The 22,399-nt window shown below is 66.6% G+C and carries 24 protein-coding genes; 13 read left to right on the forward strand and 11 right to left on the reverse strand.

All coding sequences use genetic code 11. The annotated features are described in order from the left end of the window. Positions 1-35 precede the first annotated feature (35 nt). A complete protein-coding gene (locus tag ACIHFB_RS36595; RefSeq protein ID WP_400129192.1) occupies positions 36-1,367 on the reverse strand; it encodes a tyrosine-type recombinase/integrase in 1,332 nt (443 codons plus the stop codon). 1 nt (position 1,368) lies between these two features. Further along, positions 1,369-1,683, reverse strand: coding sequence for a helix-turn-helix domain-containing protein (locus tag ACIHFB_RS36600; protein WP_400129138.1), 315 nt, complete (start codon positions 1,681-1,683; stop codon positions 1,369-1,371). Positions 1,684-2,146: 463 nt separating this feature from the next. On the opposite strand from ACIHFB_RS36600, the gene ACIHFB_RS36605 reads away from it, so the two are divergent. The 5 genes from ACIHFB_RS36605 (at position 2,147) to ACIHFB_RS36625 (ending at position 7,172) form a co-directional block, all read left to right on the forward strand. After that, positions 2,147-2,389 carry a helix-turn-helix transcriptional regulator gene (locus tag ACIHFB_RS36605; protein WP_400129139.1) on the forward strand — a complete coding sequence of 81 codons (243 nt, stop codon included), beginning with the start codon at positions 2,147-2,149 and terminating at the stop codon, positions 2,387-2,389. Positions 2,390-2,525: 136 nt separating this feature from the next. Then, positions 2,526-3,782, forward strand: coding sequence for a DUF3631 domain-containing protein (locus ACIHFB_RS36610; RefSeq protein WP_400129140.1), 1,257 nt, complete (start codon positions 2,526-2,528; stop codon positions 3,780-3,782). Between the two features lie 212 nt (positions 3,783-3,994). Then, positions 3,995-4,747 (forward strand): DUF2637 domain-containing protein, encoded by a 753-nt coding sequence (locus ACIHFB_RS36615; protein WP_400129141.1) that lies wholly within the window; start codon positions 3,995-3,997, stop codon positions 4,745-4,747. 126 nt (positions 4,748-4,873) lie between these two features. Further along, complete coding sequence (locus ACIHFB_RS36620; RefSeq protein WP_400129142.1) at positions 4,874-5,473, forward strand: plasmid mobilization protein; 600 nt, start codon at positions 4,874-4,876, stop codon at positions 5,471-5,473. Between the two features lie 4 nt (positions 5,474-5,477). Continuing rightward, entirely contained in the window at positions 5,478-7,172 is a 1,695-nt protein-coding gene (locus tag ACIHFB_RS36625; RefSeq protein ID WP_400129143.1) for a relaxase/mobilization nuclease domain-containing protein, read from the forward strand. Here ACIHFB_RS36625 and ACIHFB_RS36630 read toward each other — a convergent pair whose 3' ends face one another. The 4 genes from ACIHFB_RS36630 to ACIHFB_RS36645 are packed head-to-tail and all read right to left on the reverse strand — an operon-like array spanning position 7,173 to position 10,198. After that, positions 7,173-7,718 (reverse strand): flavoprotein, encoded by a 546-nt coding sequence (locus tag ACIHFB_RS36630; RefSeq protein ID WP_400129144.1) that lies wholly within the window; start codon positions 7,716-7,718, stop codon positions 7,173-7,175. It lies immediately after the preceding gene. After that, positions 7,715-8,440: a WbqC family protein gene (locus ACIHFB_RS36635; RefSeq protein ID WP_400129145.1), complete on the reverse strand. Its 726-nt coding sequence runs from the start codon at positions 8,438-8,440 to the stop codon at positions 7,715-7,717. Before ACIHFB_RS36635 ends, ACIHFB_RS36630 begins: the two co-directional genes overlap by 4 nt. Before the next feature lie 28 nt (positions 8,441-8,468). Further along, positions 8,469-9,158, reverse strand: a complete 690-nt coding sequence (locus ACIHFB_RS36640; protein WP_400129146.1) for a YdcF family protein — start codon at positions 9,156-9,158, stop codon at positions 8,469-8,471. Further along, entirely contained in the window at positions 9,155-10,198 is a 1,044-nt protein-coding gene (locus ACIHFB_RS36645; protein ID WP_400129147.1) for a helix-turn-helix domain-containing protein, read from the reverse strand. The genes ACIHFB_RS36640 and ACIHFB_RS36645 overlap by 4 nt, the downstream gene beginning before the upstream one ends. A 119-nt stretch (positions 10,199-10,317) precedes the next feature. Between ACIHFB_RS36645 and ACIHFB_RS36650 the strand changes: the two genes are divergently transcribed. From ACIHFB_RS36650 to ACIHFB_RS36665, 4 genes are all read left to right on the forward strand, one after another. Continuing rightward, positions 10,318-10,734 carry a hypothetical protein gene (locus tag ACIHFB_RS36650; protein ID WP_400129148.1) on the forward strand — a complete coding sequence of 139 codons (417 nt, stop codon included), beginning with the start codon at positions 10,318-10,320 and terminating at the stop codon, positions 10,732-10,734. Further along, a complete protein-coding gene (locus tag ACIHFB_RS36655; RefSeq protein WP_400129149.1) occupies positions 10,731-11,162 on the forward strand; it encodes a hypothetical protein in 432 nt (143 codons plus the stop codon). The genes ACIHFB_RS36650 and ACIHFB_RS36655 overlap by 4 nt, the downstream gene beginning before the upstream one ends. Positions 11,163-11,229: 67 nt before the next feature. Continuing rightward, the gene (locus tag ACIHFB_RS36660; RefSeq protein WP_400129150.1) at positions 11,230-12,351 is read left to right on the forward strand and encodes a hypothetical protein; all 1,122 of its coding nucleotides are present in this window, start codon (positions 11,230-11,232) and stop codon (positions 12,349-12,351) included. Continuing rightward, positions 12,348-12,701, forward strand: a complete 354-nt coding sequence (locus ACIHFB_RS36665; protein WP_400129151.1) for an ASCH domain-containing protein — start codon at positions 12,348-12,350, stop codon at positions 12,699-12,701. The genes ACIHFB_RS36660 and ACIHFB_RS36665 overlap by 4 nt, the downstream gene beginning before the upstream one ends. 195 nt (positions 12,702-12,896) lie before the next feature. On the opposite strand, the gene ACIHFB_RS36670 is transcribed toward ACIHFB_RS36665, so the two are convergent. The 4 genes from ACIHFB_RS36670 to ACIHFB_RS36685 form a co-directional block, all read right to left on the reverse strand. Beyond that, entirely contained in the window at positions 12,897-13,031 is a 135-nt protein-coding gene (locus ACIHFB_RS36670; protein ID WP_328830839.1) for a hypothetical protein, read from the reverse strand. Between the two features lie 67 nt (positions 13,032-13,098). Beyond that, entirely contained in the window at positions 13,099-14,259 is a 1,161-nt protein-coding gene (locus ACIHFB_RS36675) for a caspase family protein (protein ID WP_400129152.1), read from the reverse strand. Then, positions 14,256-14,699 carry a hypothetical protein gene (locus tag ACIHFB_RS36680; protein WP_400129153.1) on the reverse strand — a complete coding sequence of 148 codons (444 nt, stop codon included), beginning with the start codon at positions 14,697-14,699 and terminating at the stop codon, positions 14,256-14,258. The genes ACIHFB_RS36675 and ACIHFB_RS36680 overlap by 4 nt, the downstream gene beginning before the upstream one ends. 191 nt (positions 14,700-14,890) lie before the next feature. Further along, on the reverse strand, positions 14,891-15,091 hold the full coding sequence (locus ACIHFB_RS36685) for a hypothetical protein (protein ID WP_400129154.1): 201 nt from the start codon (positions 15,089-15,091) through the stop codon (positions 14,891-14,893). Between the two features lie 345 nt (positions 15,092-15,436). Here ACIHFB_RS36685 and ACIHFB_RS36690 point away from each other — a divergent pair, with 345 nt between their 5' ends. The 3 genes from ACIHFB_RS36690 to ACIHFB_RS36700 all read left to right on the forward strand — a co-directional run bounded on the left by ACIHFB_RS36690 (position 15,437) and on the right by ACIHFB_RS36700 (position 19,906). Then, positions 15,437-16,378 (forward strand): RNA polymerase sigma factor, encoded by a 942-nt coding sequence (locus tag ACIHFB_RS36690; RefSeq protein ID WP_400129155.1) that lies wholly within the window; start codon positions 15,437-15,439, stop codon positions 16,376-16,378. 410 nt (positions 16,379-16,788) lie between these two features. Further along, the gene (locus ACIHFB_RS36695; protein WP_400129156.1) at positions 16,789-17,145 is read left to right on the forward strand and encodes a hypothetical protein; all 357 of its coding nucleotides are present in this window, start codon (positions 16,789-16,791) and stop codon (positions 17,143-17,145) included. 49 nt (positions 17,146-17,194) lie between these two features. After that, a complete protein-coding gene (locus ACIHFB_RS36700; protein ID WP_400129157.1) occupies positions 17,195-19,906 on the forward strand; it encodes a caspase family protein in 2,712 nt (903 codons plus the stop codon). Positions 19,907-20,008: 102 nt separating this feature from the next. Here the strand turns inward: ACIHFB_RS36700 and ACIHFB_RS36705 are convergent, their stop codons facing one another. Further along, the gene (locus ACIHFB_RS36705) at positions 20,009-20,158 is read right to left on the reverse strand and encodes a hypothetical protein (protein ID WP_400129158.1); all 150 of its coding nucleotides are present in this window, start codon (positions 20,156-20,158) and stop codon (positions 20,009-20,011) included. 212 nt (positions 20,159-20,370) lie between these two features. Between ACIHFB_RS36705 and ACIHFB_RS36710 the strand changes: the two genes are divergently transcribed. Further along, complete coding sequence (locus ACIHFB_RS36710; protein WP_400129159.1) at positions 20,371-22,038, forward strand: hypothetical protein; 1,668 nt, start codon at positions 20,371-20,373, stop codon at positions 22,036-22,038. Positions 22,039-22,399: the final 361 nt, after the last annotated feature.

Raw genomic sequence — 22,399 nt, forward strand, 5'->3', positions numbered from 1 at the left:
ACCGCCCCGCCCTCGTAATGTGCCGGAAGAGGCCGTCAGGCGGCCAGTGCGCAACGCGGGCACGTTGGTTTCGGCGTAGGCACGGATGTGTCCTGGCCATCGGAAGCGCTGCCTCGATCTTCAGCGTTGGCCTCGGTGAAGGCGTCATCAATCGCCTTGCGAGTGCGGGTCTCGCTGGACGGCAGCAGATGCGTATACGTCCGCAGCGTGAAGCCCGGGTCCGAGTGACCGAGGTACTCGGAGAGCGCCTTGATGCTCTCCCCCGCGTCCAGGAGTACGGAGGCGTAGGCGTGCCGGAGGGCGTGCATGCCGTCTTCCGGGGCCGCTTGGAGGTAGCGCGCGCCGCGCTCGCGCGGAGGAATCACGCCGGCGGCGGCCAGGGCGAGCTTCCAGGCACCCATGTTGAAGACGCTGCGGTTGTACGCCCGACTCTTCTCGTCGACGAAGAGGAGGCGGAAGGTCTTCGGTTCGCCGTCCGGCTTGGCCCAGGGCAGGGTGACGGCGACGGGCGGGAACTCCTTCATGTGGGCCTTGAGGGCGGCGGCAAGTTGGGCTGGCAGGGGCACTGACCGGATCTTGTTGCCCTTGGGCAGGGCGAAGACAGGTTTCGTACCGACCAGCCGCACCTGGCGGTTGACGTGGATCCAGCCGCCCTTGAAGTCGATGTCGTCGACTGCGAAGCCGAACACCTCGCCCTGGCGCAGGCCGCAGCCGAAGGCGAGATTGCCACCGGCCTGGAAGCGCTTCGGGAGTCCGGCGACGACCGCACGTACGCGTTCCAACGGCCAAGGGATGATCTTCTTCTTGGTCGCCGTCGGCAGCTTGACCGACTTCGACTTGCAGGGGTTCTTCGGCAGCAGCCCGTCCTCCACGGCCATCCCGAGGATGCTGGAGAGGATGTCGAAGATGCCCTCGATCGTCGACACTTCCAGTTCCGCGTCCTGGAGCGTGCGGATCCAACCCTGAATGATCGAGGGCTGGTTGAGGGACCGCAGCTCGCGCCGACCGAGGTGCTCCACGATGTGGTTGCGAACGGTCGCCTCGTAGCGGAGCGCGGTCGTCGGGCCGACGGAGTTCGCGTCGAGCCACTTCTGTGCGTAGGCGCCGAGCGTCTGCTTCGTCTCAGCAGGGACGACGTAGGAGCCGCGACGAATCTCGACGTCGACTTCGGCGGCGCGATTGTCGGCCGCAGCCTTTGTGTCGAAGTTCTCCTTCCGCTGATGGCCGTCCAAGTCGCGGTAACGGACCTGCCAGCGCTTGCCGATGCCGTGATCGGCGGTGGGGACCATCCGCTTCGTACGGCTCTTGTGCTCGCCGCACTCGACTTCGGTGGGCTTGGGGTGCGACTTGTGCCAGCGGTCGTACACGTCAGCCAAGAAGGGCCCCCTGGATGTCGTCGAGGGACCCACCGAAGCGGGACACGGAACCGTGATCGGCCCACAGCGGCAGCAAGGCCACCGGCGCGATACCGAGAGCCGCGGCGATCGTGACGAGGTCGTCGATGTCGCAGCGGCGGCGGGCACGTTCGGTGCGGCTGAGGGCGGTGTTGGTCATCGGGCGGCCCATTGCGGTGCAGCGGGCGGCGAGCTGGTGCTGAGTCAGGCCGCGCGTGAGGCGTATGCACTCGATAGCGCGGGCGGAGTGGAGGCCGGCGGGGCCTATTTCGACAGGTCGGGATGCCATAACAGATAGCTGTAACTTGCATCCGGGCGTTATGGCAAGAGTTGGTTCTTAAACTCTCCAAAAGTCGTTCCGGGGCGAAGTGGTGTTCGTCTCATCGAATTCCGGTACCTCGCGAGCCTTTTCGCCGGGAAGGTCGTGCTACTTCCCCTCCGCATCCCAGAGATGGGCGATTTGAACGGGTATTAGGTGCGATGCCTGGCGGGTTGACCGCATCGCTTACGACTGCCAGAAGGCAGCTCTGAGCTGCGGAGGTACCGGATTCCGACCCCTCCGCCGATCGCTTCTCCGCAGAAAAAATCGGCGTCCGCGAGAGCGATTTCGGCAACCGGGGATCCGCCCGTACCGTTTCGGAATCGCCGGTCACACAGAAGTGCTGGAGAGTTTCAGAACCAACTCTGGACTTTTCCGCCTCGGGTGTGGCTGTGTTGTCCAGGCCCGATGGCCAAGACCGAAAAGGAGCCCTGTGCCGAATACCTCTCCCCGTAGCACCAACACCCCTGCCACCACCGAGGCTGCCAGGCGCGGCCCGCTCGCCAGCCCGCAGGAGGTCGCCGCCTACCTCGGCGTGCCGGTGAAGACCCTCTACCAGTGGAAGTACCGGGGCATCGGCCCCAACGTGCACAAGGTCGGCCGCCACCTGCGCTACCGCTGGTCCGAGGTGGACGCCTGGGTGAACGCCCGGTCCGCGTACGACCTCGCGGTCTGAAGCCACCTTTCCGGGACAACGAAACGGCCCTCGGCGAGCCACCGCCGAGAGCCGCAGAGTCCCTGCCCCATCGCCCTTGACTGATCGATCCGGTGGGCCGGGCCTTGCCCGTCCGGCCCACCAGGGAGGAACGCCTGTGGACGAACCTACGTCCTCCACCACCCCCACCTCATCCGTGACGCCCCACTCGCCACCCGTCGTCGCCATCCCCGGCCAACTGGCCATCCCCGCTGCCCCTTCCGCCGACAGGGACCGGGACGACGCATCCTCAGCAGCGCCTCTGCCCGAGGGCGCACAGATCCTGGCCGACCTGCGGGCGCAGATCAAGCGGTATGTGGTGATGCCGAGCGAGGAAGCCCTCACCGCGGTCACGCTGTGGATCGCGGCGACGCACCTGCAGCGCGCGTGGCAGCACGCACCGCGTCTGGCGATCGTGGCTCCGGAGAAGCGGTGCGGCAAGTCACGGCTGCTGGACGTGGTGACCGAGACCGTGTGCAACCCGCTGATCACGGTCAACGCCAGCGCGGCGGCGATCTTCCGGTCGATCGACGACGAGGACCCGCCGACCCTCCTGGTCGACGAGGCCGACGCCCTTTTCGGAACCGTCAAGGCGGCGGAGAAGAACGAAGAGGTGCGCGGCCTGATCAACGCCGGTCACCAGCGCAACCGGCCCACGCTTCGGGTGACCGGGCCCGAGCACAAGCCGACCGCGTTCCCCACGTTCGCCATGGCGGCGCTCGCCGGGATCGGCGACCTGCCCGACACGGTGATGGACCGGTCGGTCGTCATCCGGATGCGGCGCCGCGCGGCGGGCGAGAAGGTCGCAGCCTTCCGCACCACCCGGGATACCCCCGCCCTCCACGCGATCCGCGACCGGCTCTCCGCCTGGCTCAAGCCGCTGTACAAGCGGGCGCTGGCGATGGAGCCGCCCATGCCAGTAGAGGACCGCGCGGCCGATACCTGGGAACCCCTGGTGGTCATCGCCGACCTCGCCGGAGGCGAATGGCCCGCACTCGCCCGCACCGCCTGCCGCGTCATGACCGACTACGAGGCCGGGCAGGACGAGGAAGGCGGGCTGCGCACCCGTCTCCTGGTCGGCATCCGCCGCGCCTTCGCCGCCGAGAACGACCCGGCCGTGCTGGGCACAATGCGCCTGCTGGAGCACCTGAACGCGGACAAGGAAGCACCGTGGGCAGAGTACGGCGCCAACGGCCTGACCCCGCGCGGCCTGCAGGAGCTCCTTAAGCCCTACGGCATCAGCTCGGCCAACCGCCGCTTCCCAGGCGGCACCCAAGCCAAGGGCTTCGCCCGCAACCAATTCCTCGACACCTGGGCCCGCTACTGCCCCGAACCGGCACCGGCAGCCGAGCCCCCTCCCGGCACCGCAGCCTGACCCGACTTGTCTCGTCGCACTCGTCCCTGCCCAGGTCAGCGCGGGGACGAGTGAACGGACCGCAACGAGTCGACTCGACATCACCCCGCCACTCGTACCTGCTCTGACCAGGCATGCGACGAGTGGTACGAGACATCGCATCTCACGGCGGCCACGCCTCGCCCTCCCTCGCGCCGTGGCCGCCACCCCCAAGCCCACCTGGAGTACCCCGCTTGCATGCCCGCATCACCGCCACCGGCGCGATTCGCGTTGGCATCGCCCTTCTCGCCGTGTTCGCCTTCGCCCTCTCCTACGACGCCCTGCGACAGATGGCCGTCGCCATCCACATCCGCTGGCTTCTCACCTACGCCTTCCCCCTCGTGATCGACGGGTTCATCGCCATCGGCGTAGGCGCCCTCGTGATGCTGCGCGCCGCCTCGGCATGGTCCCGTGCCTACGTATGGATACTCGTCGGCGCTGCAACCGTGACGAGCATCTGGGCCAACGCCCTGCACGCCGTGCGCCTCAACCAGCAGACCCGCCACGGTGATGGCCTCCGCCTCGACGACTTCACCGTCGGCGGTCTGTCCGCCATCGCCCCGCTCGCCCTGGCCGGCTCGGTCCATCTCTACATCGTCGTCCATCGCCATGCCGCTGCTTACGGCCCAGCCAACGTGGCGCGAGATTCTGCCGACGTGGCTCCGGACACCACCGAAGTGGCTGAGGACTCGCGATTCTCCACCGAACCGCAGGATCGCGAACCCAGCGAAATCCCTCCCGAACGGCTCGCCCTCGCGCGTATCGCGCCGCTGGGGCGCAAAGGGCGTGCCTCACGCCGCCACATCGAAGCCACCTTCCGCAGCAGGGAGTTGACCATCGGCAGGACGGAGGCGGACAAGCTCAAGGACCTCCTTCAGGCCGAACTCGACGAAGCCGCTTCCCTGCAGCAGCGCGAACTCGACACGACCCCCGCCAGGGCCGCCTGACCCTGCGTTCGCGCCGACCGCCCCGCCTCCCGGGCTCATCCCGTGTCCCCGTGCAGCCGAGCACGGGGACACGGGAGCCGCGCACAGCGAAGCGCCCGACACCCAAGCAACCCCCGGAGACCCCCCATGCACGACCCGTACCGCGAAATCCTCACCCCTCAGCAGGAGATGACCACCGACCTCAACAGCGCAGCAAGTTGTCGGGTAAGGAGTCCTTACCCGGCCACCGCCCCGAGGGGGACGGAGGCATCCGGCGCAGCGCCGGAGTCGGCCGGCCCGGGGGGACCGACCGAGGAAGGGGACGAGAGCAAGCCGTCGTCGCACACTGCGCAGCCGTCCGCAGCGCGCCGCCGACTGCGTCAGTCGCGCCTGCGTGAGCGCCGTGTCCATCCCCGTTACAGCGACAGCGAGTTCACCGAACTCGCACGCGCCGCCGACACAAGCCGGATGCCGGTCGGCGGTTACGTCGCCGAGGCATCCCTGGCCGCCGCCCGCGCAGAGGACCCTACGGCCGCAGTCGCCGACTACCGCGCCACGGTGAAGGCGTTGATGGCCGCCAACGGACAGCTCGGCGGAGTCGGCAACAACCTCAACCAGCTCACCTGGCACCTCCACAAGGACGGCGCCTGGCCCCAGCCCCACACCGTCCATCGCCTCCTGGAACGCATCGAAGAGGCCATCACCACCGTCGACACCGCAGTCGCCCAGGTCGTAGAAGGGCGGTAAGCCAGTGATACCAAAGATCATCCTCGGCCAAGGCGACACCCGCCGCCTGATCGCCTACCTCTTCGGCGAAGGCACAGCCAACGAACACGTCGACCCGCACCTGGTGGCGTCCTGGAACGGCTTCGCCCCCGACCCCGGCCGCAGCCCGCACCGCGACCCCAAGGAAGTCGAGCAGCAGCTCCACACCCAGCTCGACCAGCCGGTGGCCATGCTCGGCCGCCGGGCACCCAAGACGACCATCTGGCACTGCCCGGTCCGCGCCGCCCCCGAGGACCCGATCCTGACCGACGCCCAGTGGGCGGAGATCGCCCGGCGGATCGTGGCCGCCGCCGGCATCGCCCCCACCAGGGACGCGGAGGCATGCCGCTGGGTGGCCGTACGGCACGCCGACGACCACATCCATATCGCCGCCACCCTCGTCCGCCTGGACGGCCGACGGCCCAAACGCGACCACGACATCCGTGCCGTTCAGAAGGAAGCCCGCCAGATCGAAATCGACTACGGGCTCCGCCGGTTGAAGCCCGGCGACGGCACCGCTGCCAAACGCCCCACCAGCAAGGAAGTCTTCAAGGCCAGGCGCCTGGGCCACGACGCCACATCCCGCGAGATCCTGCGCCTGCGTGTCCGCCGTGCGATGGCCGCCGCCTCCACCGAGGCCGAGTTCTTCGCCCTGCTCAAGGCGACGGGTGTGACCGTGCGCCTCAAACTCGGCCCTTCCGGCGACGCACTCGGCTGCAACTTCGCCCTGCCCGGCGACACCAACGACAAGGGCGAGCCCGTGTTCTACGCGGGCTCCACCCTCGCCAGCGACCTCTCCCTGCCCAAGATCCGCCAACGCCTCGCCACCACCAACCCCGAACCGATGGCCGTCCGGCGGGGCAACCCCTGGCACCAGGCCACCGCCGCCACCGAACGCATCCCCCACCACCTGGCCCACCGCGACGACGAAGCCGCCCAGGGCCAGTTGGCCGCGCTCGGCGGAGCACTCGACCTGCTCCCGCTCGCGGCGCCGACTGCAGCGCGGGCCGAACTTGAACGAGCCGCCGTCGCCTTCGAGCGCGCCACCCGTTCCCGCATCGCCGCCGACCACACCAGCGCCCGCGTCCTGCGTCGCAGTGTCCAGGCGATCTGGAAGGACCCCGCACAGCATGGGGACAGCGCCGGACTGGCGATGCTGCTGGACGTCGCGCTCACTGCGGTCGCCTACGCGATGCACTGGCACCGCACCCGCCAGCACGCCCAACAGCAGGCAGCGGCCGAACAGACCCTCATCCACCTGCAGACCGCGTACGCCCAGATCGCCGGACCCGTCCTCGCCGGCCTCGCCAGCCACGCACCCAGCCCGCAGACCCAACACCGCTACGCCCACCACCTGCAACAGGCGGTCCCCGAGCATGCCGAGCACATTCTCAACGACCCTGCCTGGAACGCCCTCGCCGCCGTGCTCGCCGAAGCAGAAGCCGCAGGCCACAACGCGGCCACCGTCCTGGACCAGGCCCTCGACCAACGAACCCTGGACGATGCACACAGCCCGGCCCGCGCCCTGACCTGGCGAATCCGCCGCCTGGGCCAACGCCGCACACCCAGCCCACAGGCCCAGGAAGCCAACGCCCGGCGTACCGGGGAACGTCCTACTGCTCCGCCCCACATGCGCCCGTCGGCTTCGTCTCCGAAGTCCTCGAAGGGGCAGCGGCGCTGATTACGCCCGCGAGGACAGCCGGGGAGCGAGAAGTTCCAGCGCTTCCTCCCAGCGGTAACGGTCGGCTCCGCCGCCGGCCTTCGGCCGGTGTGGCTCGTACGAGCCGATCAGGACGCCCATCTCGCGCAGCCGCTCCAGACTCTGGTGGTACGCGGGGTGGGCGGCCTGGGCCGAGTTCAGGTACGGCAGCACGGCGACCGGCACGCCCATGGCGGGTGCTTCGCACAGGATGCCCAGCGCGAGATTGTCGGAGATCCCGGCGGCCCATTTGTTGACGGTGTTGAAGCTGGCCGGGGCGACTGCGATCGCGTCCGCGGGTCGGGTCGGGCGCGGTAGGTCCGGTGTTCGCCAGGCCGAGCGGATAGGGAGACCGGTCTGCGCCTCGACCGCCTCCAGATCGAGGAAGCCGAGCCCTTGCGGGGTGGCGACGACGCCGACGTCCCAGTGCCGCTCGTGTGCTGCGGTGATCAGCTTGCTGACGTCAGCGGCGACCCCGGCCGCGCAGACCACGATCTGGAGGAACGGCTTGTCGGGCTGATCACTCACGCGTGGTCTCCATTGAGGCGAACTTCTCGTTCGGCAGTCAGTCTGGTCGCCAGTTCACTCGGGCCGGTCGCACTCAACGCCCAGAGGCTGCTGACCCGTCGGGCCCACTTCCAGAGCCGGTCGCCTGCATCCACAGGGGTGTGGAAAGGCACAACGGTGATGCCATGGACGGCGAACGGCTGGTAGTCGAGGTAGCGCAGGCCGCCGGTGCCACACAGGTAGTAATTGCTGCCGGTGGCCACGGCGAGGTCGGCCAGTCGCTCGGACCGGCCCTGGCCGGTCGGGATGGCGCTACTTTCCAGCACTTCACCACTCCAGCCGAGAGCGGTGAGCAGGGCGAGGGTCGATGTCCTCGCGAGGTCCGCCACACGGTCCGTGTTCTCGAACCGATCGAGGACCACGTCCAGGACCTCACTCACCGCAGGCCAGTAGCGGCTACGACCGTAGTACTGGCGAATGAGCAGGCTGACCGTTCGGCGAGACCGGCGCGGCTCGACGAGCAACGTCTGGTTGACGAGCGTCGGGCGTCCGTTGGGCAGGTGCGTGGGGAGCGTGAGCCACTGCTGCCTGCTCGGGTCGTCGAGAGCCGCGAGCCGGGTGCGCTGCTGGTAGTCCCGGCGAGCGAACTGAACATCGTCGAGGACGATCCACCGGTCGGCGGCGAACAGCTTGGCCAGCGTGGACAGCCGAGGAAACAGGTTCGGCTGGTGGATCGCGCACACCCCGCCGCTCGCCCCGAGTCGACGTGTGTCAGCTGTTGATGAGTCGGCTGTCGAAGCCGGCGCCCAGGAGGCGCTCGTAAGCGTCATGCACATCCCCCGGTACGTTCTGCTCGACGGCGAAGCCGAGCTTCGGGTACTCGATCACCCGTTGCAGGTCCCCGACGAGCATGTCGACGACGAGCTTTTCGTCGCCGATGGACTTGATGTAGTCGTCCAACTCCAGCGGCTCGGAGGCGCAGACCACCTCGGCCTCGGGCCACAGCTTGCGGCAGGTCGCGTACGAGCGGCGTTCCATGTACGGCTTGGAGATCAGCAGCAACGACTCCACCTCCACGCCCGCCTCCGCCAGCAACTCCCGGGAGAAGGTGATGTTCTGGCCGGTGTTCGCCGCCTTCGACTCGACCATGATCGCCTCGTCCGGCACGCCCAGGCTCAGCGCGTGCTCGCGGTAGTGGACGGCCTCGCCGCGCGGGAAGCGGGCGCGGGTGGTGGGGCTGTTTCCGCCGCTGAACACGACGACGGGGAAGAGGCCGGCGCGGTAGAGGTCGGCGGCTGTGGTGGCCACGCCCAGGTCGTGGCTGCCCAGGCCGATCGCCGCCGAGCAGGGGCGCTCCTCATGTCCCATCTGGTGGTAGTTCCAGATCAACGTCGCATCGTGGAACTGCTCGTCGGTGATCTGACGCTGCTGGTGCTCCGGCACTGGCACTCCCTGACTCATCCCTGCTGGCCCTTTCGGATGCCCTCGATGCTGCGCAACTGATGGCTCAGCCCGAACTGCTGGGCCACCTGTGCCGCCTGGTCGAGGACGGACAGCCCATCATTCCGGGTCGCCGCATCCGACAGAAGGATGTGCCCGTACGCGGTGTCCAACCGCACTCGCTGCATCGGGGAGTCAACCGTGCCGGTGGTGCGCGCGATGTCGATGTAGTGCAGGGCCTGTTTCAGGTCGCCGGCGCCGCGGTGGGCCAGGGCGAGCTTCTGGTGTGCCACGGACCAGTCCTCCGGCTCACCGAGTTCCTCGAACTCGCGGGTGGCAGCAGCCATGACGTTGGTGGCGTACTCGTTGTTGCCCTCCTTGCTCAGAGCCGTGCCGATCCACAACCGGGCCCGGGCTCGGTCCCGTCGGCTGAGCCGCTGGTCGGCGGCGAGTTGCTCGTACCATCGAGCGGAGGCTTCGAGCTGACCTGACATCTCCTGCACGACGGCGAGGGACAGCTCGATCTGGGCGACCCGGCGCGGGATCGCGAGCTCGGAGAACATGTCGCGCGCGGTCAGGTAGGACTGTCGGGCAGACAGCGGGCCGAGGATCGCGCCCTGATCTCGTTGTACATCACCGAGCAGGACAAGCGAACGCCCGTACAGATAAAGGCCCTTGTCATCCAGGCCGTGCGCGTCACGGCTCGCCAGCCAGCGGTTCAACAAGGTCGCGGCGAAGGGGAAGTCCTGGCGGCTGACGCAGACTACGGCGCGCTCGATGTCCTCGGTCCAGGTCTCGTAGTCCGCCGGCCGCACGCTCTTCCGCTCCGGGAACAGCACCGCCTCGAACCGGGCATGGGCAGCAGCGTCGGCACGAGCGAGCGCGGTGTCGAGGATCGCCTGGGTATCAGGCCGGGGCTGGGTTTCGGCTCCCAGGCTCTCCCACTTCGCCACCGTACGCAGCGCGACACCCAGGTGCTCGGCGAAAGCCCGCATGCTCATTCGCAGAGCAGCGCGCAGAACGCTCGCTTCCCGGCCCGTCCACTGCCGCACGCTGACCACGGATTACCTCCCTCCGTCACGTATGGAAGCACTCTCGGTGACGACGTGGGGCGGGAAGTGCAACGGAAGTACAACAGCAGGTCATTTCAAGGCCGTTCACGCCGACCGACGCTGTGGACATGGACGACGAACTCATCACGGAACGCCGACGCGTCGCCTTCCCGCAGGTCTTCGGCTACCTACGACACGTCACCGGCGGCCTGGTCCGCCATGCGGCGCTCGTCGACTGCCTCACCGACTACTGCCGCCGACACGAACTGGCCCTCTGCGGCGTCTTCACCGACCGCGACGCCACGGTGGCCATCCGCTCCCCCGCCTTCATCGGGCTGGTCGACACCCTCGAACTACCCGACACCTACGGCGCCGTGGTCCCCGCCCTCAGCCACCTCGGCCCCAGGAGCATCGGCAACGAACGGAAGCGACAGATAACAGCAACGGGCACCCGTCTGATCGTGGTCCGCTCCCTCAAGCCGATCACGGAGTCCGCACCTTCCCGCAGCACGAGCCCCAACCTCCAGCCGCAGGGGGACACATGATGTCCGTGCGCGACGCGCTGCGCAGCGCGCCCATGGTCAGCGACGTTCCCGGACTGCGTCTGCTGAAGGTCGGCAACGGCTGGGACCTCGTGCGCACCTCTGCCGAGACCGGCCTCCTGGCCCTGGCCCACCTTCGCGGCGCCGGTGCGTCGATCGGCCCGGTGCTCTACGACGGGCCCAACGAGCGCCTCTACTACGCCATCGCAGCCGGCACCGCCGACTGCTGGGACGGCCTGCCGGTACGGCATCTCTCCACCAACTCCTGGCTCGTCGCGCCCGGCGTGGAGCGGCTCGACGACTGGTTCGGCGGCTGGTGCGAGCTACCGGACGACGACACCCTCACCGACTCAGAAGCCCTCCGCACCGCGCTCCAACACCCGTACGTCGCCTGTGCCCAAGAAGAAGCGCGCACTGACGCCGGTCTCTAGTGCCAGGGACGCTTCGTCAGACCGGGCAACACCTACTTTCCTCCGACCTGACCACAAGGGGACATCCATGACGCCCCACCTCGTCTCACCGAACACCGTCCTCGCCAACGCCCTTCTCCGCGCCGAGGACGTCCTGACGCCACGCATCCTGGCCGCTCCGCCCGAGCGGATCGTGCTCGTCGTCGGCACCCAGATCAACGGCGCCCCGCACATCGGCACCTCGCTCGCACAGTCGCTCGCCTTCGCCATGGCGGCCCGCCTGCGTGACCGCTTCGGCATCCCCACCGAGGTGCTCTTCAGCGCCCTCGACAACGCTCCGTACGAACTGGCTACAGACCCGGCCAGCGGCCACCGCTACCAACGCGCCTACGCCCAGGCCCTCGGCGACCAGGCTCTGACCGACCTCGTCGCCGCCCTGTACCAACCCCTGTTCACGGCTCTCTCCCGGCGCCTGGGCATCCCACACCGCGTCGAGACCTACACCCACCAGCAAGCCGACGAACACTTCCGCCGCACTTGGCTGCGGCTACTGCCCCGGCTCGACGCCGCCCGCTGGTGGCTCGCCCCCTCCACCGGCACCCCACACGTGCGCATCCCCTGTCCGCACCCCGGCTGCGGCTGGTCCGAGAAACACGCGGAGCGCACGCGGGTACATCTCACCGACCGAGAAACGGCCACCGTCGCTGCCGTCTGCCTCCACCACGGCCCCTACCAGGTCACCATCACGCTCACCGCTGGCGCCTATCTCGACTTGGCCACCCTCTACCGCAACCTCGTCAAGGAACTCGCCCACACCAGCACGGGGGCGGGTGGAACCCTGCACGTCATGGTCAAGGGCGGCGACTGGGTCTTCGGCTCCCTCCTCGTCGACGAAGCCCTACACGCCGTCGGTCTGACCCGCGCCCAACTCCCCGCCCGCCTGTTCTGCCCGCAGATCGTCACCGACACCGGCGCGAAACTCTCCAAGTCCCTCATCCGCGAGGGCCACGTCCCCTTGCCCGAGGGCGCCGACGACTGGATGCTCGACACCCGACGATGGCCTGGCACCGGCTCCGAATATGCCGATCAACTGCTGGCTACCGCCGAAACGCTGCTGTCCGACCCCCGGCACTTCTTCCGCTCGTACTCCGCAGCCGAGATCGGCCGCCTGATCACCGCACCAGCCCCCAGGAGCCTTCACTCCCCATGAGCAACACCACCCCGCACGTCCGCGAACTCAACCTCTACCGCCAGTACTTCGGCCTCGTCGCCGCCGGCACCAAGACCATCGAGGTACGGGTCAAATACCCACACCTCGCCGACCTGGCGGCCGGTGACGTCATCCGGTTCCGCATCAAGGGCACGGACGAGACCTGCGAGGTCGAGGTCAGGCGCGTGACTGAGTACCCCGACTTCGGCACCCTGCTCGACGGCGAAGGCCCCTCGAACGTCAACCCCACGGCCACCCGCGACGAGCAGCTCGCCAACATCCGGGCCATCTACCCACCGGATAAGGAAGCCCTCGGCACTCTGGCCATCGAAATCCGGCTTCTCGACTGACCCGTCGACCGCCGCAGACGTTTTATGCGCGGCCCAACCACGATGGAGACCGCCTCCAGTGGATGGAATCCAGCCGAAAGGTCCCAAGTCGCCTTCAGCCGCCCCGACGCGCTGTCACACTGCTCCGCAGGACGAGCAGCTCGTCCATGTTGACCTTGGGGGAGGGTTAGCGGTGGCGCAGATCCGTAAGGGGCATTACCGGGCAGCCACGTACGTCAGGCCGACAGTGGTCTCGGGGCGGGCGAAGAAGCCGTCGACTTGGGTCATCGTGACTCTGGCGATCGTGGCCATCGCCCTCTGGAACACGGTCTTCGGAAGCGACTCGGACAAGCCCAGTACAACACCCCAGCAGACAAGCCAAACTGCCCAGGTATCGCAGGCCCCCTAGGCGCCGAGGCTAACGCGGCTTTGAGCGCCCGATGCGGCCGGTCAGCCTCCGCCAGGCGGCTCCTCTCGTTGTAGCAGGCTCCGTAACCTGGCCATCTGACGGTTGCACAGCGCCCATGGCACTTGGCTGCTCTGCCCGAAGTCTCGTCCAGGCCGCATGCCATTGCTTCACCTGTTCGTCCGGCACACCACAAGCGGACAAGAAGGCCGGTACAGCCGTCCATGTCCTGGGCAGGGTCTCGCGATTGAGCAGTGTCCTGACGCTGCCCTCCGAGATCCGCCCACCCGACCGTTGGCTGACCGCCTTCTGAGTCAAGCCAGAGGTTTCGCGAACCTCCCGGAGCCTGGCAGTGAACCCTTCGGCAGTACGGACACCGTCTGGCGCAGGCCAAGCTCGACGGACCGAGTCCGAGCCAACCGAGGCGCCGATAGGGAGTCCCGGCAGGAAGGCTCGGTTCCGTCCAAGTGCTAGTCGGGCACTGGTATTCCTGTTGCGAGCTTGTGGCATGGGACGCGCCTTCGCGCCGAGCGAGAGTCGCAGATGCCGGTAGACGGCATCGAGCTCCAGCAACTCCGGCCCACCAGGTATGCCTAGGCGAAGAACTTCCAGAAGCTCTCCGGTGAAGGCCGTATACGTCTCACCGGGCGGAGCAAGGGCGTAGCTCGTCTCCGACGCTGCCGCCAAGAGGTAGCTTCCTTCGACGGATGCTTGATCCGCCAGTCCCGGTGTGCCAGCCATCGTCCCCAAGGCCAGGCCGCCAAAGCAGCAGTCCAACACGAGCACATGTCGGTCTGCGGGACCTGCCAGAACGGCCTGGCGCAACCAGTCGTAGGGTAGCGCCGAACCCACCCACCCCTGACGGGACTTGGGCAACGCGAGTTGCAAGGCGTTCTGCAGGTCGATCAACCCGTGTCCGGCGTAGTACACGAGCAACGTGTCGTGGGCCTGCTCTACAGCGGATCGGAGCTCCGCCATCACTTCATCGTTGGATGCCGGGTTCGACACAACCACACAGTTCTGCGGTGCCAGCCCCCAGGAGGTAGGAAGAGACAGGGCTTCTGCAAGTGCTGTGAGGTTGTTGGCGACAGCCGGAAGCTGTTCCAGGTGATCGAATTGGCTGGAGCCGATCAGGACGGCTCGTGATGCTCCTGGGTCAGGCAGCACGCTCACTCGCCCTGTCCCTCCCCGCTCTGCCCCTCGCTGAGGATCCGGATCACGCGCTCCACTTCCTCGTCGCTGCAGTTCGTGAGCGAGACCGTGGTGTCGTCACGGCTGATCGTGATCTGTGGGGTCTGCGGTCGCGTCCGTTTCCATGCCACGACGGCCATCACGAATGAGGCCGCGCTCCACCCGTTCTCGGTCACCAGCTGGATCACTTCGGCAGCAGAGCCCATGTGCCCTGGCTGGAGTGATCCTTCCTGCAGTTCCAGAGTGACCGATCGGCGCGTAACGGCGTCACTCCGTAGCCATGCGTGGAGGGAGCGCAGCTCACCCGCACCGTGTTCCATACGCAGATCAACGCGCACAAGGTCCCCCTGTCCCCGTTCCAACTGTCCTGCTTGGCGCCTGCGATCCCATCGTCGGCCAAAGTCACAGTCCACGAGAGGCATTCGCACGAACGGTGCGCGATTCCATCCCGATCACCGGTGGCTCTGCTGTGCAGACGCCCCGTGAACGGGTTCAACACACAGGGGGGTGAGAAACGCCGGTAACACACGAGAACTCCGGAGAGGCGTCTTCCCAGACCAGGCACGCTGTGGCCGACGTATCCGCAGGTCCCAGTTCCACCGAGGGATAATTCCTAAAACAGTGGAATCCCGGCGGCCTCCAGATTCGCCGCCGCATCCCGCTCCCGGACCTCCAGCTCCTCCTCCGACAGCAGTCGGCGCTCTGCGACGATCACCTGTCCGCCAGCATCGAAGGCAATGCCGACCTCCCACACCTCCGGCAACCGGTCCGGTTCCAGCTCGCTGCACCCCAACTTGCGCGCCGTAGTGCGCATCCAACCGCCCTCATCACATGACATAACAGGCCACACTGCCGCAACGGATTTCACTCCGCCTCGTGAGAATGCGCCCTCCCAGAATGCAACGCAGAAAAAATCTCCGGTCGTGTCATGAGAATGGGCCTGCCACGCCTCTTCAGACATATACGGCCTCGGCCCTGGACCGCAGGGTGGGATGGCCACTGACTTTGAGGAGGAGCTCCGTGGAGATCGCGGGTGCGTTGCTGTCCATCGTCGTCGTCCTGGCTCCGAGCCTGAAGGGGTGGGTGGACAGCGTGTCCTACCGCAATCGGACGCAGGCCCGAGCGGCTCTGATTCAGGCCCGGCGCGGGCGAGGGGACGATGGCAGCAGCGGAGAGCAGGTCCGGAAGCGGGGGAAGAGCCGTGGCTGAGCAACCCGACGACGTATCGGACGGAACCCTGGGAGCTCTGTACCGAGATCACCGTGGGAAAATGGAAGGGTTTGCTCGCCGCCTGCTGGCCGAGGAGCGGCTTCCGGAGTCCGTGCTGTCCGCCGAGGATGTGGTGCAGACCGCATTCGCCAAGGCTCTGCGCACTCCTGAACAGATCCGCGAGCCCCGTGCCTACCTCTACGCCGTAATCCGCAGCGATGTACGGGCCTCAAGCCGGCAGAACCGACGGCGAGCGGCCCTGACCGCCATACTCGTCGGGCAGGCGCGATCGGCGGACATGCACGTCGCGGATTTCAGTGACCTGGTCGCGAATCGTGTGGCCGTGTACAAAGCCTTGTACGACCTGCCTCGTCAACAGCGGACTGCCGTGTGGGCGACCAAGGCGTTGGAGTACACGCACGCCGAGACGGCCGAGGCCATGAAGAAGAAGCCGGGGACGGTCGCCACCCATGTCGTTCGCGCGGTGGCAGCGCTCCGGATCCACCTGACCGCTCTGCTCGTGGCGGGCATCATGGTGTTCTCTCTCGCAGGGAGCCGCTTCCTCAGGACGATGCAGCCCCCAGGGGGCAGCCCACACGCCCCACTTCCTCAGGTCCCGTCAGCCTCGACGTGGATCTACCTGGCCGGAGCCTGCCTGCTCGTACTCGGCCTAGCCAGCTGGGCGTTGAGGCTGTGGACGCGGCGCCGACGAGCCATCGATGAGGGAGGAACGTTCGCACCGCGCCCCATCATGGACCGGATCCGAGATTCATTCTCGGGTAGTCAGTACAGCCGACCGATACGGCGAAATCCGCGGCGCCAGACGTCGGTGTCCGAGGAGGAACTCCCGTACGGTGTCGTGCGCACACGGACACGCCTACCGGACTGGTAGTCACGAGTAACGCACTTGCCCCGAGGGCACATGAGCCTGGGAAACGGCGTCGACCAGTGAGAACTGTCGAGAGCCGTTTCCGCAGTTCAACCCATGTGCATCCTAGAATCCCCAGGTCACCACCTCACCCCTCCCATTCGCTGCGCGAGTCACAGGGGCCTTGCACCTGCCGTGGAGGACACGGGGCGTCGACTGTTTCTCCGATGCTCCCCACCCCGAGCAGGTCTAACGCGTCTGCATGGGACAAGGTGCAAGGCCGCTGCTGGCTCCGCGCTATGCAAGGTCCGACGGCCGCTGCTGTAGCTCGCCCTAGGGACCACGGCGAATACGCCGAAGCCCAGCCTGCGGGAACCGTGGAGTCGGCTTGGACGTCTGTGGAGCGTGAGCACCCGGGCATAAGGGGAGGCATCGTGCGGGTCCAGGTCAGTGTTGAAGGCGCGGATGAACGTGCGAAGGAAGCCGAGTTGAGGTCGCTGCACAGTTGGCTCCAATCGGACCGGCAGACGAGGAGCCTGACGGTCTCGAAGTTAGAGGCATTGGACTCGCCGGTACCGGGAGCGCAAGGGCCGGTGATCGACGTCCTGTCGCTTGTGCTCGGTTCGACCTTCAACGCTGCTTCCTTGGCAATGAGCCTCATCAGCTGGCGCACCACGCGACCGCGTCAGCCCATCCTGACGGTTCGCCGACCTGACGGAACAACCGTCGAGATCAATACCGGCTCGTTGGCGGAGGCACGCGTCCTTCTCGAACAGCTCGGGCTTGAGTAGACGCGGCCGAGCTGTGGACCGCCTTCCCTACCCTGAACGTTCACGGGTCGTGCTCATCGGTGCCAGCAGCTACTCCCATCTGGATGATCTGCCCGCCGTGCAGGCCAATGTGCCCGCGCTAAGGGCGCTGCTATGTGGGCCCAACGCGCCGTTCCAAACAGAGAATTGTGCCGCCTTGGTCGACCCGGCCACCACCGTCGAGGTCTCGCAGGCCGTGCAGAAGGCGGCACGCGAAGCGACCGACACACTGCTGGTCTACTACGCGGGGCACGGGCTCCTCGACGACAGGGGGGATCTACACCTGGCCCTCCCACAGAGCGACAACGCCTCCGTCTACGACACGGCTGTCCCCTACGACTGGATCAGGCGCCCCATCGAGTCCACCGGGGCAGCCCGCCGTGTCGTAATCCTTGACTGTTGCTACGGCGCGCGGGCGTTCGGTGTGCAGTCCGAGTCCGTCATCGACCTTGCAGAGGTGGACGGCACCTATGTGATGGCAGCCGCGAGAGAAACCGCCGTAGCGCTCTCTCCGCCCGGGGAGACCTTCACGGCCTTCACCGCGGAACTCATCGAGACCTTGAGCGGGGGCGTTCCGGGCGCGGGTGAGCTACTCGACCTCAATGTCATCTTCCGCCATGTACGGGGACGATTGAAGGCCCGGAGTCGGCCCACGCCTCTGGACCTGGACCGCAACGGCCTGGGCGCCACCCCTTTCATCCGCAACCGCGCCTATGTGCCAGCCGCGCCCTCGGCGGACGCCCAGCACGACATGCTGCACGTCCTGGAGTCAACGCCGCGTACCGCGACGGTCTCCCAGTTGGTGACGTGGGTGGGTCTGCTGAGCCATCAACGCTCGGCCACCGCGGGCGATCTCGTCCGTACGGCTCTGCAGGTACGAGCGGTCGCCGAACTCGCCCCATTCTTGGCCGCCCTCTTCGACGCCGGCCATCGCGCCCCAGCCGAGGCAGCACTGCCGACTCTGCTGCTGACCCGACCCGTGGAGGAGACGGCGCATCTGTTGGACCTGCTCCAAGCGATGAAAGCGGACGAGTGCCTTGTCAGTGTGTTGCAGCTCTCAGTTCGATTGCAGCCGACACAGCAAGCCGTTCAGCTGGCTGCGGCTCTGCGCCAGATGGGCCTCGCCGAACACGCACTCGCGCTACTCACAGGATTCGCACTGACCAGGGATGTGACAGAGGCAGTCGAGTTGATGCAGCAGCTGGCTCACGGCGAGCTGGCCTGTTCATTCTCCGAGGTGGCTCGGGCCGTCGCTGAGCGCCGTACGGCCTCCGACGTCACGGCCTTGTTCCTGCCTCTACTCACGGACGCCATACCGGATACCTCGAACCTCCTCTCCCAGGTCGTCGCAGAGAGACGTACTGCGATCGACGCCGCCGAGATGATCTCCGATCTGGTGCGAGAAGGGTACGAACACGAAGCACGGCAGATCTTCGCAGTCTGCATGAGCCAACGCGGACCTCAGTACCTGGCCGAGCTAGTCGCAGCCTTGCAAGCGAACCAACTGGCGGACGCCGCCGCCACGGCCCGACTCCTGGCGGTGCGGCAATGGCCTGCAGAGGACATCTCCCAGTTCGTCGCGCATCTTCTGGCGGTCGGCCAGCATCAACACGCCCTAGAGGCTGCCGTGGACACCGCGCGGGAGCGGACGGTCGAGGAGTTCGCCTCGATCACCTCGCACCTCACCGAACTGATCGCCGATCAGGCCATGGAAGCGCTTCTGGACGATGCGGCCCGAGCGTGTTCGCCCAGTCAGGCGGCCTACCTGGTAACTAAGCTGGACGCCGCTGGCCAGGACGGACCGGCAGACCGGATCTTCCGGCTCAGCCTTCACCGGCCCATAGGTCACGCAGCCGAGATGCTCCGCCACTTGGACCAGGCAGGATCACGATTTCTCAGCGACGCCGAGCTGTCCGGACTGTGGCAGACGCGCCCACCCAGCGACCTCGCCCGGCTCGCCGTGGCGCTTGAGCGATTGCTTCCACACAAGTCAGAACTATTGCTCAGCATCGCCGAGCGCCCCGTCCACCAGGTGGCCACGATGGTCGACAGTCTGGAGAAAGCAGAGGGCAACTCACTGTCCAACAAGGTACTAAGGGCGGTTGCCGCTGACTGGGGTATGGCTGCGCAGGCGCAGCTCGTCATCGCGCTGGAGGAACGTTCACAGACCGGTTGCGCTCGGTATCTGGAGGAACGTGCCTCCAGCGCGAGAGGCTTCACCGAAGCCCTGCGCACTGCGCGCGACCAGGCCAAGCCTGCGGAACCCTGGTGGCCGTGGTGGCCACGACAACGGTTCGCATACCAACCATCGCAGCACACGCACGTGATGTATCGGGTCAAACCTGACGAAACCGTCAATGACATTGCACGACGCTACGGCGTACGCCAAGCAGGCATCCTCGAAGAGAATGACCTCCGGGCCCCGTACACGATCTACGCTGGACAGGAGTTGAGCATTCCCCTGCAGTCCGATCGCAGGCGCTTCATGGTTCCGCCTTTCCCTCGGCGCCTTGCACCGGGCCGCGTCCATGCTGACGTCGAGCAACTGCAGAAGCTACTGAAGCGGGCCGGATATCTCGACCAACTCGTAGCCGAGAGTGATCATTACGGCCCCAAGACCTCCCAGGCGGTAGCCAGGCTCAACCGGGAGCATCTACTGGGCCGACCTCCATCCCTAGACAACGACCCCCGAATCACACGCAAGGGCTGGGACATCCTGCACCGCCTCGCAAAAGGGCGGTGATGCAAAGGGTTGCCCGCTCCCACACTCTCCCTCCTGGCTGTAGACGCGGATACCTGGGAGATCTGGTGACACGTATCTCCAAGAATCTCCATTCGCCCATAGTCATTCAGAGCCCATGAGTTGGGCGAGCAACGCCACCATCGCAGTGGCGGCCACCAAGGACGCCCCGAATTCCGGCGCATGCAAGGTCAGGACGGTGACGAGGACTCCGACCAGCAGGAGGACTACGAGGCGCACGCTGATCTGTTCCATGAGGATCTGCCTTCCGTGTGGCACCGGCTGGGTTATGCATCCAGCGTGAGCGCTTCCCGGACGGCTCTGACGGCTCAAGACGATCGCTGACAGCATCGACCAAAAACAGCCGCCGAATGACAGGCGTGACGGATCCTGACGGCCGTGGACTCAGGCATCAACACGCCTAATTTACAGGGTCTGACTCAGAAGCACCAGGAGGAGGAGAGCTAATGGCCGCTCAGCCGTGGAAGAGGCCCGATCTGGCTGACCAGCCTGATCTGAAGAAGCTGAACGACGAGCTCCACGACCTGAGGCTGGACGCGGGGCTCCCATCAGCACGGACTATTCGCGAGAGCGTCGGGAAGGACGCGCAGGACTACTGGATCGTGAATCACCAGGCAGCGTTAGACACGTTCCAGAAGCCAGACCTGCCGCCGTGGGGCCGCCTTGAGGTAATCGTCCGTGTCCTGGCCGAAGCCGCTCAACACGGCGACGTAGACGGCGAAGTTGATCGTTTCAAGGGCCTATGGAAGCAGGTCGTCAGGGAAACCGTCGCCCATGCTTCAGTACACCCTCCGGCAGGTACCACAGCGTCTGCCGGAGATGATGACGTGAACGACGCGCCTGTTCCGTCCGAGGACTTGCCGAAGCAGGGCGCCGAGGGCGCAAGCAAGCGGACAGCTGAAGAGCCACCAGCCAGCACGGAGACGCCGACCAGCGCCGGCCAAGACTCTCCGCAGTTCAACTACGCGCATGAGTCCTTAAAGGGACTGGTCCTCAACGCGGCGCAAGCCCTGTGGTACGACAAGGACGCGTTGCGGGTATTCCTAGGCGTAGTGCGCCGTAGTGAAGGCTTCGTCAGGATGGCTGATGCCGCGGAGGAGCAACGGCCAGCAAACGCGACGTTCTACGGAGTGAAGAGCAGAGAGTTCGAGGTGGGCCACTCACCGGCGCGGCTGGAGTTGGTCACGCTGCATCGCCGCCTCGACGAACACAGACGGAAGCGCAAGTGGTCCTTCACTGCCATGGAGGAGCAGACGGGGATCTCGTCGGATGCGTGGATCCGCTGGTACACCCACGATGAGCTGCCCGAGCGAGAGGCACTTGTCGCCTTCTCCCACGTGGCGAGCCTGACGCAAGAAGATCACGTCCTGTTGCTCGGCCTGTGGGACGCGGCCCATGACGCGTTGGAGGTACAGAAACGCTCTGCCTCTTTGCCGTCCAGCATCAGCTTCGATGAAGCGTGGACCATGCGCGACCCTGCAGCACCGAGGTTGTGGGCACTTGCTGGTGTCGGGGGTGATGACCTGGCTGCATACGGCCCTGATCTGGCCTCCGGTACAGCTCCCGCGTTCGTTGTAGCCGGGCCGGAAAAGTCAGGCCGCTCCACGGCACTGATGAACATCGCACGCTCTTTGCTCGCATCTGGCACTCGGCTCGCCTTAGCCACGCCCAAGCCGTCGCCTCTACGGGAGTTGGCTGATCAGGATGGCGTAGTGGCTTGCTTCGATCAAGACAACATCGGGCACGACGAACTCGCGGAGGCCCTGTCAGTGGCGTCCGCTGAAGAGCCGGTCGTTGTCGTGATGGACGACGCAGAGGTCTTGGGCGAGTGCCAGGCCCAGCGTGTGCTGCGGAACCTGTTAGAGCACGGCTTCGATGAGGGGACGGCGCTGATCCTAGCCGGCGATGAAGACAAGCTCGAGCCGAGCTATGCCTGGCTGGGCAAAGTGAAGAGAGCCCACCGCGGTCTCCTGCTGTCTCCTCAGGTGCGGCACGCCGGCGATTGGATCGGCATCAGGACCGGAGACTCCGTTATCGGCAGCCCCGTCACTCCTGGCCGAGGCTGGCTCCACCTTGGGGACGGCAAACTTATGACAGTGACCGTGCCGCAGTGAGGCTGCTATCTGATTGGGTGGCGCCCTCTCCTCGTGGCCCACGTCGGCTGGGCCTTCGGTGTCGTAGGCAGTGCGGGTGCGGTGGACGACGAGGACGCGGGGCGAGGTAGAGAATCCCGACCTCAATGGGTGTAAGCATCCAGTACGGATCCTTCGTCCCCAAGGTGGTGTCGCTTCTTCGTGGCTGGCGTAGACGGCGCCGAAACCAAGGCTGAGTTCGGCGCTGTCAGCGACTTTCATCGCAGCGATTCGGCGGACATCGGGGCTGCGGCTGGATCAGACCCCACCTGCACCGTCTCTGATGGCGACGACCAACCCAGCCCCGAGGTCTGTCACTGGCTGGTCCACCACCCTCACAAAA

It is taken from the genome of Streptomyces sp. NPDC051963 (assembly GCF_044593495.1).
GTDB lineage: Bacteria > Actinomycetota > Actinomycetes > Streptomycetales > Streptomycetaceae > Streptomyces.